Source organism: Jeotgalibacillus sp. JSM ZJ347, assembly GCF_044383825.1.
GTDB lineage: Bacteria > Bacillota > Bacilli > Bacillales > Jeotgalibacillaceae > Jeotgalibacillus.
On record NZ_JBISEN010000002.1, the window covers coordinates 374983 to 390693 of the forward strand.

14 protein-coding genes and 2 riboswitches are annotated in these 15711 nt (G+C 45.7%); of the genes, 9 read left to right on the forward strand and 5 right to left on the reverse strand.

Features of this window, described 5'->3' with window-relative positions:
• Positions 1-86: 86 nt before the first annotated feature.
• The 3 genes from ACH6CZ_RS07690 to ACH6CZ_RS07700 are packed head-to-tail and all read left to right on the forward strand — an operon-like array spanning position 87 to position 2911.
• Complete coding sequence (locus ACH6CZ_RS07690) at positions 87-1337, forward strand: NAD-dependent epimerase/dehydratase family protein (protein WP_374096848.1); 1251 nt, start codon at positions 87-89, stop codon at positions 1335-1337.
• Between the two features lie 15 nt (positions 1338-1352).
• Positions 1353-2492: a glycosyltransferase family 4 protein gene (locus ACH6CZ_RS07695; protein WP_374096849.1), complete on the forward strand. Its 1140-nt coding sequence runs from the start codon at positions 1353-1355 to the stop codon at positions 2490-2492.
• Between the two features lie 2 nt (positions 2493-2494).
• The gene (locus tag ACH6CZ_RS07700; RefSeq protein WP_374096850.1) at positions 2495-2911 is read left to right on the forward strand and encodes a GtrA family protein; all 417 of its coding nucleotides are present in this window, start codon (positions 2495-2497) and stop codon (positions 2909-2911) included.
• Between the two features lie 204 nt (positions 2912-3115).
• On the opposite strand, the gene ACH6CZ_RS07705 is transcribed toward ACH6CZ_RS07700, so the two are convergent.
• From ACH6CZ_RS07705 to ACH6CZ_RS07725, 5 genes are all read right to left on the reverse strand, one after another.
• Positions 3116-4258, reverse strand: coding sequence for a CAP domain-containing protein (locus tag ACH6CZ_RS07705; RefSeq protein ID WP_374096851.1), 1143 nt, complete (start codon positions 4256-4258; stop codon positions 3116-3118).
• 372 nt (positions 4259-4630) lie between these two features.
• Complete coding sequence (locus ACH6CZ_RS07710; protein WP_374096852.1) at positions 4631-5173, reverse strand: 1,2-dihydroxy-3-keto-5-methylthiopentene dioxygenase; 543 nt, start codon at positions 5171-5173, stop codon at positions 4631-4633.
• Between the two features lie 2 nt (positions 5174-5175).
• On the reverse strand, positions 5176-5805 hold the full coding sequence (locus tag ACH6CZ_RS07715) for a methylthioribulose 1-phosphate dehydratase (RefSeq protein WP_374096853.1): 630 nt from the start codon (positions 5803-5805) through the stop codon (positions 5176-5178).
• Positions 5802-6467, reverse strand: a complete 666-nt coding sequence (locus ACH6CZ_RS07720; protein ID WP_374096854.1) for a 2-hydroxy-3-keto-5-methylthiopentenyl-1-phosphate phosphatase — start codon at positions 6465-6467, stop codon at positions 5802-5804. Before ACH6CZ_RS07720 ends, ACH6CZ_RS07715 begins: the two co-directional genes overlap by 4 nt.
• A gap of 4 nt (positions 6468-6471) precedes the next feature.
• Positions 6472-7689 carry a 2,3-diketo-5-methylthiopentyl-1-phosphate enolase gene (locus tag ACH6CZ_RS07725; RefSeq protein WP_374096855.1) on the reverse strand — a complete coding sequence of 406 codons (1218 nt, stop codon included), beginning with the start codon at positions 7687-7689 and terminating at the stop codon, positions 6472-6474.
• Between the two features lie 76 nt (positions 7690-7765).
• Positions 7766-7874, reverse strand: a riboswitch (SAM riboswitch).
• Between the two features lie 583 nt (positions 7875-8457).
• Positions 8458-8578: riboswitch (SAM riboswitch) on the forward strand.
• 252 nt (positions 8579-8830) lie between these two features.
• Here ACH6CZ_RS07725 and ACH6CZ_RS07730 point away from each other — a divergent pair.
• The 6 genes from ACH6CZ_RS07730 (at position 8831) to ACH6CZ_RS07755 (ending at position 15654) form a co-directional block, all read left to right on the forward strand.
• Complete coding sequence (locus tag ACH6CZ_RS07730; RefSeq protein ID WP_374096856.1) at positions 8831-9493, forward strand: sulfite oxidase-like oxidoreductase; 663 nt, start codon at positions 8831-8833, stop codon at positions 9491-9493.
• 15 nt (positions 9494-9508) lie between these two features.
• Positions 9509-10723, forward strand: coding sequence for an S-methyl-5-thioribose kinase (gene mtnK, locus ACH6CZ_RS07735; RefSeq protein ID WP_374096857.1), 1215 nt, complete (start codon positions 9509-9511; stop codon positions 10721-10723).
• Positions 10720-11769: an S-methyl-5-thioribose-1-phosphate isomerase gene (gene mtnA / locus ACH6CZ_RS07740; RefSeq protein WP_374096858.1), complete on the forward strand. Its 1050-nt coding sequence runs from the start codon at positions 10720-10722 to the stop codon at positions 11767-11769. Before mtnK ends, mtnA begins: the two co-directional genes overlap by 4 nt.
• A 231-nt stretch (positions 11770-12000) precedes the next feature.
• The gene (locus tag ACH6CZ_RS07745) at positions 12001-13143 is read left to right on the forward strand and encodes a sugar ABC transporter substrate-binding protein (RefSeq protein WP_374096859.1); all 1143 of its coding nucleotides are present in this window, start codon (positions 12001-12003) and stop codon (positions 13141-13143) included.
• Positions 13140-14678 (forward strand): sugar ABC transporter ATP-binding protein, encoded by a 1539-nt coding sequence (locus ACH6CZ_RS07750; protein WP_374096860.1) that lies wholly within the window; start codon positions 13140-13142, stop codon positions 14676-14678. Before ACH6CZ_RS07745 ends, ACH6CZ_RS07750 begins: the two co-directional genes overlap by 4 nt.
• 22 nt (positions 14679-14700) lie before the next feature.
• Positions 14701-15654, forward strand: a complete 954-nt coding sequence (locus ACH6CZ_RS07755; protein ID WP_374097445.1) for an ABC transporter permease — start codon at positions 14701-14703, stop codon at positions 15652-15654.
• Positions 15655-15711 lie beyond the last annotated feature (57 nt).

Consider the following 15711-nt stretch of genomic DNA (forward strand, 5'->3'; position numbering starts at 1 on the left):
TTACAGTGAATCATTAGGCATCACAACACAAAAAAGCTACAATAGAAATTAATTAACGAATATTCTGTGTATGGGGAGTGAGCGATGTGACTGATGAACTGAATCAGAACCTTTATCTGAATAAGAAAATACTCGTGCTTGGAGGGGACGGTTTTTGCGGCTGGCCGACATCGCTGCATTTATCAAATGAGGGTTATGAGGTTGTAATCATTGATAACCTTTCGAGGCGAAACATTGATAATGAGCTTGAGGTGGAGTCGCTGACACCGATCAGGCCTCTGGGTACGAGAATTGAGGCGTGGAAAGAGCTGACAGGTCAGGAGATCCGCCATATTAATCTGAATCTTGCTGAGGATTATGACAGGCTGTTTCAGGTGATACAGGACGAAAAACCAGGCGCAATCATTCATTTTGCTGAACAGCGCTCAGCACCATACTCCATGAAATCTCCGCGGCACAAGCGCTACACTGTGAACAATAATATGAACGCTACACATAACCTGCTTTGTGCAATTGCAGAATCAGGTCAGGATATCCACCTTGTACACCTAGGGACGATGGGCGTTTACGGCTACGGAACGGCAGGGGTCAAAATTCCGGAAGGTTACCTGGATGTGGAAGTGAAAACTGATCAGGGAGACCGGGTGGAACAGCAGATTCTATATCCGACAAACCCGGGATCAGTCTACCATATGACGAAATCACAGGATCAGCTTCTCTTCCAGTATTACAACAAAAATGATCAGATCAGAATTACAGACCTTCATCAGGGAATTGTGTGGGGGACCAATACAGCAGAGACAAATCTTGATGAACGTCTGATTAACCGTTTTGATTACGATGGTGACTATGGGACGGTACTGAACCGCTTTTTAATGCAGGCGGCACTCGACTATCCGATTACCGTGCACGGCACAGGCAGACAGACGCGCGCATTCATCCATATTCAGGATACTGTCCGCTGCATTCAGCTCTCAGTAGAGAACCCTCCGGAAAAAGGTGAGCGGGTGATGATTTTTAATCAGATGACTGAAACGCACCGTGTCGGGGATCTCGCTAAAATGGTGAGTGAATTGACTAATGGAGAAATCGCCTATGTATCAAATCCGCGTAATGAAGCACCGGAAAATGAACTGCATGTCAAAAACGATCTGTTTATTTCAAAAGGACTTAACCCCATTATGCTGAACAGAGGGCTGCTTGAAGAAGTAACTGAAGTAGCAAGACGCTATGCACATCGGGCGGATCTGTCAAAAATCCCTGCAAGAAGTGTATGGACGAAAAACCAACAGGCTGGCGTGCCTGAAAAGCGTGAAACGGTTACTGATCAAACCTGATAACTGGAGGATGTTATGAGAATTGCAATCATCACGGAAACGTTTCTGCCCTCAACGGACGGAGTGGTCACCAGACTTTGTGCGTCAATCCGCTGGCTGAGACGTGAGGGGCATGAAGTCATGGTGCTCGCACCTGACCATGGGATCAAAGAGTATGAAGGTGCGATTGTAGCGGGGATCCCTGCATACAATTTCTTTCTATATAAAGAGGATCGGAAGTTTTCCTTCTACTCAAAAAAAGTAAAAAAATACCTTAAAACATTTAACCCGGATATTGTTCACGTCGTCAATCCCTCTTTTCTCGGCGTGACGGGCATTTACTATACTAAGAAACTGAAGCTGCCGCTGATGGCTTCGTATCATACACATGTACCGAAATACGCAGACTACTATAACTTTTCCTACATGAAGCCTGCGATGTGGATTTATTTTAAAACGCTGCATAACCGGGCGAGTCTGAATCTCTGTACATCTAAAACGGTACTTGGTGAACTGCAGGAAAAAGGCTTCCGCAATGTCCACCTTTGGAAAAGAGGGGTGGATACAAAACAGTTTCATCCTGAATTTTATCATGAAGACATGAGAGAGCGGCTGACTGGTGGTAAAAAGGATAAAACACTGCTGATCTTTGTCGGAAGACTGGCTGCTGAAAAAGAAATTGAGCGTGTGAAGCCGCTGCTGACTCAGACAGAGGATTACTGTCTTGCAATTGTGGGTGACGGACCGAATCGGCAGACGCTTGAAAAAGAATTTGCCGGCACAAACACCATCTTTACAGGCTTTATGCACGGAAAGGAACTGGCCCAGGCCTACGCGTCATCTGACGTATTTGTATTCCCTTCAACAACGGAAACATTAGGTCTTGTGCTGATGGAAGCAATGGCTGCAGGACTGCCTGTATTAGCTGCAAAAAGTGGACCGACTGCAGAACAGGTGGCAGATGGGGAGACCGGCGTGCTGTTCGACCCGGCCAATTCCACAGACATACTGCATGTGGCGGAACAGCTGAAAATAAAGGAAGCCCGTGCTAAAATGGGACAGCGTGCACATGATGAAGTTCAGTCTGTCGGCTGGGATGAATCTGCCGCACAGCTCATGGACTACTATCAGGAAACGATCTCAGTGCACAAAAAAGCAGGTAAAAGTAAGGTGTAAATATGAGAAGACGTGGCGTTAAACAATTTTATTCCTACAGTGTAATCGGGATTACATGTGCGCTGCTTGATATCGGTGTACTGAATGGACTGCTGATCTTGTATCCAACGCAGGACCCCGGTTTGCTGACTGTATTTAATACGCTGGCATACACAGCTGCAGTATTAAACAGTTATATATGGAATTCACGTTATACGTTTAATGTAAATAAAAATAAGAAGCAGTTTGCCGGATTTATTACACAGGCCATTATCAGCTTGTTTATCGCAAATGGTGTGTTTATCGGAGGACTGTGGATCATAGAGCAGCCCGACCTCCTGCCGCAGTGGCTTGAGACGAATACTGCAAAAGGACTGTCGATGCTATTGTCTTCACTGTCGAGCTTCTTTTTTATGAAGTGGTTTGTGTTCAGGAAATGAAAAATGGCCGAGACACGAGTCTTGGCCATTTAATCGTTCCGTTGCGCTTCAGGCGGATGCTTTCCGGACGGAGTGAAGCTTGAGCCTCCTCGCCTTCGGTTGCGGGGGTCTCAGCTTCCCTCTAATCGTCCCGGAGTCACCGCCTTACGCTCCGCTGCACAAAGATTTCAATAGAAATTTATTTTATCCTGCACATAAATCTCATTAGTTATTAAAAAACAGCTCCGTGAAAAACGGCTGATTCTCTGTGTTAAAATCTACGCCAACTCCAAGGTAGCCATACTCAGGCTTCAAAATATTCTCACGGTGACCAAGTGAATTCATCAGACCCTCATGTGCAAAAATCGCACTGTACTGACCGTAAGCAAGGTTTTCTCCAGCTACATTGTACTGAATGCCATCTGTATCCATTCGGTCAAATGGCGACTCACCATCTAAGTTATCATGCGAGAAAAAGCGGTTTTCAGCCATATCTGTACTATGCTTACGTGCTGTCTCACTTACAGCTTCATCCCACTTGAGTGTATTCAGTCCGTGCATCACTCGTGCTGCATTTGTTACATCAAACAGCTGATATTTAAATCCTTCTTCAAGCTCAGCAGAAGGTTCAGCATATAATGCATCACGCTGGTCTTCCAGATCTTTTGATACAACCTGTAGTGCAGTAACGGTATTGTTCTCGTGCTGGTCGTAAAAAACAGTAATGTAGGTGCCGTCGAAAGAGAATAAATCATATTCTCCGTCATCCTGAAGCTCGTACCTTACGAATCCTTTTTTTAAAGAAGAAAGAGGTGTGCCAAGCTCAGCTCTCACTTCGTCACGCGTACTTCCCATTTTAAGCGGGAGGGATGAAGAGATCAGATCCTGATTAGTAAATAACCCATTCACTTCATTGTCCCCGTTATATGAAACCATAAAAAAGTTTTGGTATTGTTCATGGTAAGCGTGCCAGTTCACACCGAATTCATTCATAGAACTGCGGCTTGCCTGTCCTGCTGCAGCCTCGACATCCGACTTAGTCTGTCCAAGCTCGATATTATGAATGGCAAAGAGTTTTTCAGAAGGGACAGAAAGATCCGGCCGCTCCACTGCAACTGTTTCGTTTTCAGCGGAGAGCTCCGGTGCGTCCTGAATGATCTCATCAATCTCTATAATAAAATCAGTCATAGATTCCAGTAAAGATTCCCATGCGTTTTGAATTCCGCCGCCTTCAAAAGCAGCTGTCGCACGGTCTGATAAGTCACTTACAGCAGACAGATTAACCGATTCCGGGATTTGATCTTCCCACATCGGTTTTGAGAGAAACAGGCCAAAGGCGATGACGATCAATAGAAGTAGTTTTCTCAAAGCGTATTTCCCCCTATCTGTACTTTATTTTACATGATTAAAAGGTTTGGGTGGAAGTGAGAAGGGACTTATTCATGGGTAAAGGATGTCCATTATTTGAACGCGTTATAAGGTATTAATAAGTACCCATTTGAATAAGAAGGCAAACAAATAGCCGTTTATGAGTGCGCTGGGTATGGTGATGGTTCGTGGAAAATCAGGCGGGGTTCAGAGAAGAGTGTGTGTTGTTCAAAGGAAAACATGTATGGTTCAAAGAATAGAAGGGTATGTTCAAAGAAAAACAGCTTGGTCCTTAGAAAAGTGACATTAGACCTATACTAATAACTGCCTCCAAAACAAAAACCGCACCCTCCAAGGATGCGGTTCATCATCTTATTTTGCTTCTTCAAATGCAGGATCGTGATAAGGGTGAGCAACCCAGCCTTCTTTTTCAATAAAGAGGCGCACGGCCACGACTTCGCGCTCATCAGTCAGCGTAAAGAAGTGAGGCGTATCAACCGGTACAGAAATTACATCACCAGGTGCAAGGTTCACATCAAAGTAGCCTTTTTCCTCGCTTTTAATAATGAAAATACCTGATCCTGCAGTAATCGCACGCACTTCATCTTCTGTATGCGTATGTACCTGCTCGAACTTTTTCAACAGATCTTTAAGACCCGGCGTCTGTTCATTCAGTGAAATCACGTCCCAGTTATGATAGCCGCGGCGTTCAGCCAGTGAACGGATCTCGCTGTCAAATACTGAAAGAACAGTTTCCTTATCTTCATCAGAAAGTCCTGTCACACCCTGAAGATTTTCAGGAAGCTTTGCAGTATCCCACTTTTCAAATAATACGCCCTGGTCAGACAGGAATGCCTGAACCTGTTCTTCACCTTTAATCGTTTCCTGAGTATCTCTGATTGTAATTGTCGCCATTTTTATCTTCCTCCCTGAGTGTATAGTCGCAGTGCTAAATGTGTCTCAAATAGAAATTCAAATGCTTCAAGATGCTTTTTTGCTTCAAAAGCATTCCGTCCCCAGACGGTAATGCCGTGGTTGCGGATCAATACGCCAAATACATTCTCTTCAATCTGTGCTGCTAAAAGGTCTGCAAGGTCCGGGATATGTGCCGGATTTTCAATAATCGGCACCCGTAAGACTGCATCTTCCTCCCATAGGTTGAATGCTTTGATGAGCTCCTGTTGCTGAAAAGTAATTTCTCCTTTTTCAGCATATAGCTCGGAAATCACATTATTGCTCACGGTATGAATATGGAGAGAGCAGCCCGCATCAGTCAGTTCATAGACTTTTTGATGTAAAAGCGTTTCAGCAGAAGGCTTTAATCCAGTATCTTCAACCGGCTTGCTGTGCTGATCGACTAAAAGAAAGTCTTCTGATGTCCGCCGATACTTATCCTTACCGCTTGCTGTGACGAGAAATTCAAGCGGGTCATCGGATACTTTAATCGACAGGTTCCCGCTTGTTCCGGGAAACCAGTTTCTTGCGCCAAGTGCATCTTTTACATCAGCAAGCTCCTGCCAGCGGGATTCAAGGTCAAGTGTCTTCAACGACGTACAACCTCCTTTGACTGTTCAAGATAATTAACCACTTCATCAAAATGGGTAAAACGCTTATATGGAAGGTTCAGCTCCCTGCATTTTTCCTCAAGGTAATCACCACAGACAAAAACAAGATCAGCAAGCTTGGCTGCCTCAAGATCTGTAACAGAATCGCCGATCACAATTTTTTGTGCATTCCCGTCAGCAAGTTCTCTGATGATACTTGGCTTACAACAGCCGCAATCATTTGAACATTGATCATCGCATGTATGCGGCCAGGTAATTTGAATCGTATTTCCCGAAAAATCACTGCCGTTACAGTAAAGCTGGTTTTCAAGGTCATACGGTTTTAACATAGGCTTAACGAAAAAGTCGATGCCGCCGCTGACGATGTTAAGCGGAACATTTTCTTTTCTCGTATAGCTAACAAAATCCCCAAAACCTTCACGAATCTCAGCCGTTTCGACAACGTACTGAATGATCTCATCTTTTAGAGAAGAAGGGAGGGTTGCGAACATTTTTCCTACGCCTTCACGGATCGATATTTCCCGGGAAAGAATCTGGTCTTTAATCGGTTCCCAGCCAGGTGGATCAAAGTGCTGCATGATGGAAATAATATTGTCGGATTTTGTAATGGTGCCATCAAAATCACAAAAGATTATGCGCTGCATACGATTACCCCCATAGTGCAAGTGCCTTTTCAAGCTCAGCTGATTTTGCAGCAGCGTCTTTTAAAGTGCCGCCTGCCTGCACTTCAGCAATCGCGTCACGGAATGCTTTTGCACCGGCTGCTGCGCCGCCAGGATGACCATGGATCCCGCCGCCTGCATTAATGATAGAGTCTTTTCCAAAGTCCTCAATCAGCTGTGGAACCAATCCCGGGTGAATACCGGCTGATGGAACAGGGAACGCGCGCTTCAAGCGACTCTCTGAAGTAAGGGCATCTCTGATCGCAAATGTTTCAGCCTTTTCCATCGCCACGCTGCCGTATGGAGAAGGGAATAACACAAAGTCAGCACCAGAGAGACGAAGCAGCTTGCCAAGCAGCACCTGATTTGAAATGCCATAAAGCGGTGAAGCGGTAAAGGCGCCGGATACAGCAGGGTGCGCCATAATTGGGACATCAATATATGGATCCTCCGCAAGGCTCTGAAGTGTATCCAGCCCATAGGCAAATACGTTAAAGAGCAGGGCATTCGCGCCAAGGGACACTGCTTTTCGTGCTTTCTCTTTCAAATCAAATGTTCTTCCTGACAGGTTCACTGCATATAACGTGCGGTGACCTGTACGTTCATATTCTTCATTCAGGACCTTCACGCCGCGGCGGATCCGGTCTTCAAAAGGCGTAAGTGGATTATCAAAAAGGATTTCATCATCTTTTACAAGATCAACGCCGCCTGCTGCCTGTGCACGGAGCTGCTCTTCAAAAAGATCTGTTCCCCGTCCAATCATTCCTTTGAAAATACTCATCAGAAGCGGGCGGTCATGAACGCCAAGCTTATTTCTGATTGACTCAATTCCGAACTGGGGACCAGGGAACTGCTGCTCAAGTGCTTCATCAAGCTCAATATCAACAAGCTTCACTTCACCATCAAGTGAAAGCTTTCCAAAAATCGTTGTCAAAATCGCCGGAATATCAGCGCTGAAGTTTGCTGCCGGATAGGCGATTTTAATCAGCCCTGCTTTACGATCACCTAGGTGACCTGCCGCCGCTGAAGGCGTGATTTTACTAACACAAACCACTTCACCTTTATGTTTTTTCAGCTGCTCCTGATCAACCGCCGGGAGGTCCGTCCATGAACCGACCGTCAGACCAAGGGCAATAGACTCAGCCTTTTTTTCTAAATTTCCTTTTGCATCATGCACGAGATAAGTCGCTGTAATTTTTGACATTATAGACATCCTTTCAAAAACAGAAATAAAAAATCCGCTCCCAAAGAGGAAGCGGACATCAAAATGAACGTTCTTCCTCTTATCCTTCAGCTGTCGCTGTGAGAATTAGCACCTTGAATCAGCATAAGCTGAAACAGGTTGCCGGGTTTCATCGGGCTCGTCCCTCCACCTGCTCTTTATAAGAGTTTCATACGTATTCGGTTGGATTTAAAATCATGTACCGAATTATGGCAGACATCTTCAAAGCCGTCAAGCAGTTTTTTCAGAAAATTATATTTTTGGTTTGCAAATATATGACTGCTTTATAGTTTGGCGGATGATTTCCGCTTCAGGGGACTTCGCGGCCGGGCGTTGAGCCAGCAGGCTTTGCTATTGCCTCACCTGTCCCTTCCTGCCGCAGGAGTCGCCCCCTTCCGCTTCAATCATTCGCTGTACAGATAGTAAGATTTTTTTAACAAACTTAAAAGGATGTGAAATAATTGATCAACCAACTATATATACTTTTAACAGACAAATTAAGCTGTTGACCGGAGTGGAAGGCGGTGACTCCAGCGGGATGTGACGGACAGCTGAGACCCCGCAAGGCGCAGCGTGAGGAGGCTCAGCGCCGTCCCCGCGGAAAGCATCCGCCTGGAACGCAGGTCAACAGCGGTTACCGGAAGCCTTCAAAAATTAATTTTAAAAAACCCGTTGACAAACCGTCAGTCAATTCCGTAAACTTGCAATTATGAAATCGCAATAACCAAAAACAACCAACTACATACACCACTCTTATCGAGAGTTGGCTGAGGGAATTGGCCCTATGAAGCCCGGCAACCGGCCCCGCTGTATACATTCAGCAGGGACACGGTGCTACATCCAACAGACGTAATGGTCTGAGAGATAAGAGGTCGAATCAGTCTAATTCTGCCTCTTTCTATCTTAGAAAGGGGCTTTTTATTTTTAAATTTAATAAAAAAATAGTGTGTCTGCACAGCAGATGATTGGAGCGTAAGGCGGCGACTCCAGCAGGAGAAGCCGGACAGGTGAGACCCCGCAGTGCGAAGCGCGAGGAGGCTCACCGCCGGCCCTGCGGAAAGCGTCCGCCTGAAGCGGAGATCATCTGCCGGCTTATACAGAAGTAAACAAGGAGCGTGAAACAATGGGTAAGGCAGAACGGTTGAAAAAAGCTCGGCCGCCGGTACAGAAAAATACACACGATGGCAGACTCCCGCCAGGTCAGACGCTGACAGAAAAATTTCCGATTCTGCATGAAGGAGAAGTCCCTGAATACAATCTTGCTACATGGGATTTCACGATATTTGGTGAGGGTGCAGCAAAAAGGAAATTTACATATGACGAGCTCATGCAGCTGCCGCAGACGACAATTGTCAAAGATATCCACTGCGTTACAAGGTGGTCGAGATTCGATAATGCATTTACAGGCGTTACGATCAGGGACTTACTGAAAGGCTATGAGATTCCAGAAGGAACAAAGCACGTGATGATCTATGGAGACCATGATTACGAAACGAATTTACCGCTTGAGGATCTGCTGAAAGAAGATATTATATTGGCACACTCATTTGAAGGAAAGCCGCTGACAGCAAAGCATGGGTATCCATTCAGACTGATCGTACCACACCTGTATTTCTGGAAGAGTGTGAAGTGGATCAGAGGGATTGAATTTTTACAGGAAGACCGCCCCGGATTCTGGGAGCGTAACGGATTTCATAACTACGGTGAAGTATTCAGAGAAGAGCGTTTTTCAGGAGAGGACCTTGATATTCCTGAAGATGAATGGCATAAAAAAGAATTTGATTAAAGGAGAGGAACGATCATGACAAACGTACGTGAGCATGTGTATGAACCATTTACTGAACAGAGTGTCCTCGTTTATTTAGAGCAAAAGGGACTGATTACGGATAAAGAGCAGGTAACGTGTAAGGAAGTTGGAGACGGCAACCTGAACTACGTGTTTATCGTCAAAGATCTGCAGACTGACAAATCACTTGTTGTGAAACAGGCGCTGCCATATGCAAAGGTTGTCGGAGAAAGCTGGCCGCTATCGCTAGACCGTGCACGCATTGAGCGCCAGGCACTGCAGGAAGCAGCGAAATATGTACCTTCACTTGTACCGGAAGTATTCGATTATGACGATGACTTTGCAGTAACGGTAATGGAAGATCTGTCTGATCATGTGATTCTCAGAAAAGGATTGCTTGAAGGGAATCTGTATCCCCACATTTCAGCACACGTTGGCATCTATCTTGCAGAAAACCTGTTCAACGCCTCAGATGAAGCGCTTGGACCGATCGAAAAGAAAAAGCTGGCACGTCAGTTTGTGAATCCTGACCTGTGTGATATTACAGAAAAGCTGGTTTTTACAGACCCCTATCAAAATGCAGAATCCAACTCGTACCCTGAAAACCTTCAGGAAGCGGTGGAGTCACTGTGGCAGGATGATCGTTTAATCTTTGAAGTCGCAAAATTGAAAAAACAATTCCTGACTGAAGGTGAAACGCTGCTACACGGGGACTTGCATACAGGCAGTGTATTCGTTACAGAGGAATCAACCAAAGTCATTGATCCTGAATTTGCATTTTACGGGCCGGCGGGATTTGATATTGGCGCATTTATTGCCAACCTGACGCTGAACTATATTGCACAGCAGGAAAGAGCAGATGAAAGTAAACGCAGTGAGATTAATACTTATTTGCTTGAAACAATCGAACAAACGTGGGCAGTATTCGAAAAACGCTACCGTGAGCTTTTACTTGAAAAAGGGTTTGAAGAAAGACAGCGAACAGGACAGTATGCAGATTATGTGCTTGAAAAGATCTGGCAGGATACGCTCGGATTTGCAGGCTGTAAAACAATCCGCCGTATTATTGGCCTTGCGCACGTTGAGGATATTGACGGCATTGAAGACGATGCAGGCAGACTGCAGGCTCAGCAGCGCGCGATTGAAACTGGAAGATCTCTGATTTTCAACCGCACAGTATGGCGCTCACCGAAAAGCCTGACTGCTTATCTGAAGGGGCTGGCAAAATGACAAACTTTATCAAACCGGTCATCTGGGAAGGCGATGCGATCCGACTGTTAAATCAGCAGAAGCTTCCCGGAGAAGTGGAATATATCTTTTTGAAAACCATTGAAGATGTGTGGGAAAGCATCACAGAATTAAAGGTAAGAGGAGCTCCGGCAATCGGTATCACAGCAGCTTTCGGGCTTGCCTTATGGGCGAAAAACAGCGGGCTGAATGAACTTGAAATCTTGAAGTCAGAGCTTGCTGTAAAAGCGGTGTATCTGAATTCATCCCGTCCGACTGCCGTGAACCTGTCCTGGGCACTTCAGAGATTATTGAAGGCAGCTGACAAAGAAGCATCTGCAGCAAAAGTGATTGAGCGTCTTGAAACAGAAGCCATCCTGATTCAGCAGCAGGATGAAGAAACGTGTAAGCGCATTGGGGAGTACGGCTTTTCGCTGCTTCCGGATGACGCAACGGTTCTCACCCACTGCAATACAGGCGCAATCGCCACTTCAAAATACGGAACAGCACTCGGCGCATTTTATATCGCAAAAGAGCGCGGATCTGATATTCACGTCTATGCGACTGAAACAAGACCTGTTCTCCAGGGAGCGCGGCTGACAGCATGGGAGCTGCAGCAGGCTGACATTGATGTCACGCTGATCACAGATAACATGGCTGCACACGTATTAAAAACAAAAAATGTCGACGCGATTTTAGTCGGCGCCGACAGAATCACAGCCAATGGCGACGCAGCAAACAAAATCGGTACATACGGCCTTGCGATCTTAGCAAAAGCCCACGGTATCCCATTCTATGTTGCCGCACCGCTATCAACTATTGATCTCGAAACCGAAACCGGTGATGACATCATCATCGAAGAAAGAAACGCAGAAGAAATCACCCATATCGGCGGCAAACGAATCGCACCAGAAGACATCAACGTATTCAACCCGGCATTCGACGTCACCCCACACGGTCTGATCTCAGGAATCGTAACAGAAAAAGGGATTGTCACAGGTGACTACCAAACGAAATTAAAAGATTTATTTAAAGGGGTCACGGTTTAGTTAACAGATTATTAAAACCTATTATTATATTTGCACAGCTGGAGATTGGAGTGAAGGGCGGCGACTCCTGCGGGATACGACGGACAGGTGAGACCCCGCAGGCGAAGCCGAGGAGGCTCACCGCCGGCCCCGCGGAAAGCGTCCGCCCGTAACGGAAATCTTCAGCCAACTTATATGGAATATCTATACACTTAAACTTTATTAAATTAACCTTTTAAAGGAGTGCAGAAAATGAAAAAAGGACTCATCTTACTATTACTCTCACTAACACTCATCCTTGCAGCATGCACAGACCAGCAGCCATCCTCACAAGAAGAGGAAGCGCCGGAAGAAGCCGTAGCAGAAGAATCAACAGATACAACTGAATCAGTGGAACAAACAGCACAGGAAAGCGATGCAGAAATCCCGGCAGCAGTAGACAAGCCGCTTAAAATCGCTGCCATCATGGAATTCTCAACAGGCACATTCGCCTCACAATACGTAAGCGGACTTGAAGCACAAGTTGAAAAGTTTGGCGGGGAAGTACAAATCTATAACGCAAACAATGACCTGTCACAAATGGCGAATCACCTTCAAACAGCGATTAATCAGGGCGTAGATGGAATCCTGATTGACCATGGACGGGCTGAAGCGCTGAATCAGGGCGTGGAAGAAGCGCTTGAAAAAGGAATCCCTGTTGTAACATTTGATAACGACATTACAGTGGAAGGCGTAACGGCAATCAGCCAGGATGATTACAGTCTTGCATGGGGTACGCTGAAGCAGATGGCACAGGATATTGATGGAGAAGGAAACATTGTTTACGTATGGGCTGGCGGATTCACACCGCTTGAAAGACGTAACGTGATCTATGAAGCATTCCTTGAACATTATCCGAATGTAAAAGAAGTGGCACGCTTTGGCAGTGTCAGCAACAATACAGCGCTTGATTCACAGAACCAGATGGAAGCTGTATTGAAGAAATATCCTGAAGAAGGATCAATTGATGCAGTATTTGCACCATATGATGAGTTTGCTAAAGGTGTAACGCGTGCGATTCAGCAGGCTGGACGCGACGAAATCAAAGTATACGGCATTGACCTGAGTGATGAAGATCTTCAGATTATGCAGGCAGAAAACAGCCCTTGGGTCACAACAGCTGCAACAGATCCTGCTGAAGTAGCAGGCGTTCAGGTGAGATTTCTGTATCAGAAAATTGCCGGCGAAGAAACACCATCAATTTACGCGCTTGACCCGTCAGTTGTAAATGTAAGCGACCTTCCTGATGAGCCTGTCACAATGGCTGATGTTGGTCAGCATATCGAAGGATGGGGATCACCGAATGCTGCGCGTACACCTTGGATGGACGCATTGGAGGCGAAAAATGGACAATGAGTAGGCTTCAGGTTCAACAACTTACAAAGTCATTTGGTCCAGTCAATGTGCTAAAGCAAGTGAGCTTCTCAGTTGAACCTGGTGAAGTTCACGCGCTGCTCGGCGTCAATGGTGCCGGTAAAAGTACGCTCGTTAAAATACTTTCAGGCGACTATGAAAAAGATGGGGGCACCATCACAATTGGCGGGGAAGAAGTTCACTTCACTTCCCCGGCAGATGCCCAGGAAAAAGGTATTGCGATTGTTGTACAGGAAGTGGATACGGGGTTAATCCCGAATCTGTCAGTCGCTGAAAATGTCACGCTAGATCTGACGGTTGGCGGGAAAAACAGCAAGCCGATCAGCTGGAAGAAGCGCAAACAAATTGCAGAAGCGCGGCTGTCAAAAGTACAGACTCAGGTTCAATTGAACAGGCTGGTGGAGGATTGCACGCTTTCTCAAAAGCAGATGATTCTTTTAGCCCGCGCAGTGGCATCAAATGCAAAAATGATTATTTTTGATGAGCCGACTGCACCGCTAAGTGATCATGAAACAAAACAGCTTTTCAGCGTGATTAAAGAACTGAAGGCGCAGGGCATCGGCATCATTTATATTTCACACCGTATGCAGGAAATTAATCAGATTGCTGACCGTATGACGATTATGAGAGATGGAAAAGCAGTTGCTGTATACGAAACAGGTGTTGTATCCACTGAAGAAGTTGTTAAAACAATGCTTGGTAAGCAATTGCATAAAGCTGATTATCACCACCGCGAATTTAGTGAAGAAACGATTTTTGAGATTGATCATTTAACCGTTCCTGAGACAGGAAAAGATATTAGCCTGTCAGTGCGTGCAGGCGAAATTGTCGGAATAGCAGGTCTCGTTGGGGCAGGTAAATCTGAAACGGCGAATGCAATCTTTGGTGTAACAAATGCTAAGGGTAAGCGGTTTGTAAATGGTACTGAAGTGAAAGTGAAAAGTCCGCGCCACGCCGTACAGGCAGAGCTGTCATTTATTCCTGAAGAGCGCCGCAAAAGCGGTGTATTAATCGACTCAACCGTCCAGGAAAATCTTTCACTGCCGGCACTTCAGCACTTTTCAACAGCAGGCTGGATTAACCGTAAAAAAGAACACAAGTCAGCGCTTCAGCAAATCGAGGAGCTGGGCATTGTCACCTCCTCACCAAAAGCGCTGATGAAGCATCTCAGCGGCGGGAATCAGCAGAAGGTGTCAATTGGAAAATGGCTCAACCATGACAGCAGTGTATTCATATTCGATGAGCCGACAAAGGGCATTGATGTAGGAGCCAAAAACGATGTGTTCCGACTGATCACTCATCTGGCTGAGCAGGGGAAAGGGATTTTATATTTTACAAGTGAATTTGATGAGTTACTTCAGATTGCCGACCGGATTCTGGTCATGGCGGACGGGGAAATCACGGAGGAAATGCTGAATCAGGAAGCAACAGAATCACGACTGATGACAGCAGCGACAGGAGGGAATGCAGTTGAAACAGCTGAATATCAGCGATTATCCGCAACAGGCAGATCTTAAGGAGCGGATCGTCAATTTTTTCATGAAATTTGGTACACTCCTTGCACTTGGACTGATCATTCTTATTTTCAGTCTGACAAACGAACAATTTTTAACATACAGTAACATCACGGATATTCTCCGTTCAATCTCGATTGTGACGCTTGTCGCAATTGGTGTTACATTTTCTATGATTGTCGGTGGATTCGACCTTTCCGTTGGATCTACCGTCAGCCTGGCAACCGTTGCGAGCGGTGCGCTGTTAGTCTGGTACAGTCAGGAACTTCTAGTCGTACTGCTTGTGCCGCTTGTGCTGGGTGCCTTAATCGGTTTAATTAATGCATTTATCGTGGTGAAAATCAGAATTCCGGATTTGATCGGAACGCTTGCAGTGATGTATATCATTAATGGTGTTCATCTGACGTATACAAAAGGTTATTCCATTTACAGTAATATGCCGTTACCGGATGGTAGCGGAACTGCTCCGGGAATTTTTATTCCGGCGTTTCAATTTATCGGACAGGGCAGGCTGTTTAACATTCCGTTCCCTGTCATTTTGATGGTTGTGATTGTTGCACTTGTTCATTTATTTCTAAATTATACGCGTGCAGGCCGTTTGTTTTATATGACTGGCGGCAATAAAGAGGCCGCCCGCCTGTCGGGTGTACCGGTGAATCGCTACCGTACATATGCCTATGTGATCAGCGGTGTATTTGCGGCACTTGCAGGAATTGTACTTGCAGCAAGAATTGGAACAGGGCAGGTATCAGCCGGTGATCCACTCCTGATGGATGGTGTTGCAGCTGCATTGATCGGTTACTCTGTTTTTGGTGCAGGGAAGCCGAATGTCATCGGGACGTTTATCGGAGCGATCATTATCGGGATTTTATTAAATGGACTGACGATGATGAATGTGCCGTATTATGCGCAGGATATTATTAAAGGCGGAATATTGGTTGGTGCGCTTGCGCTTACTTATTTCAGGAAGAAAGAATAGCATGCTGAACCAATAAAAAAGAGCTTTCATGCCCAAGCATGAAAGCTCTTTTTTTGC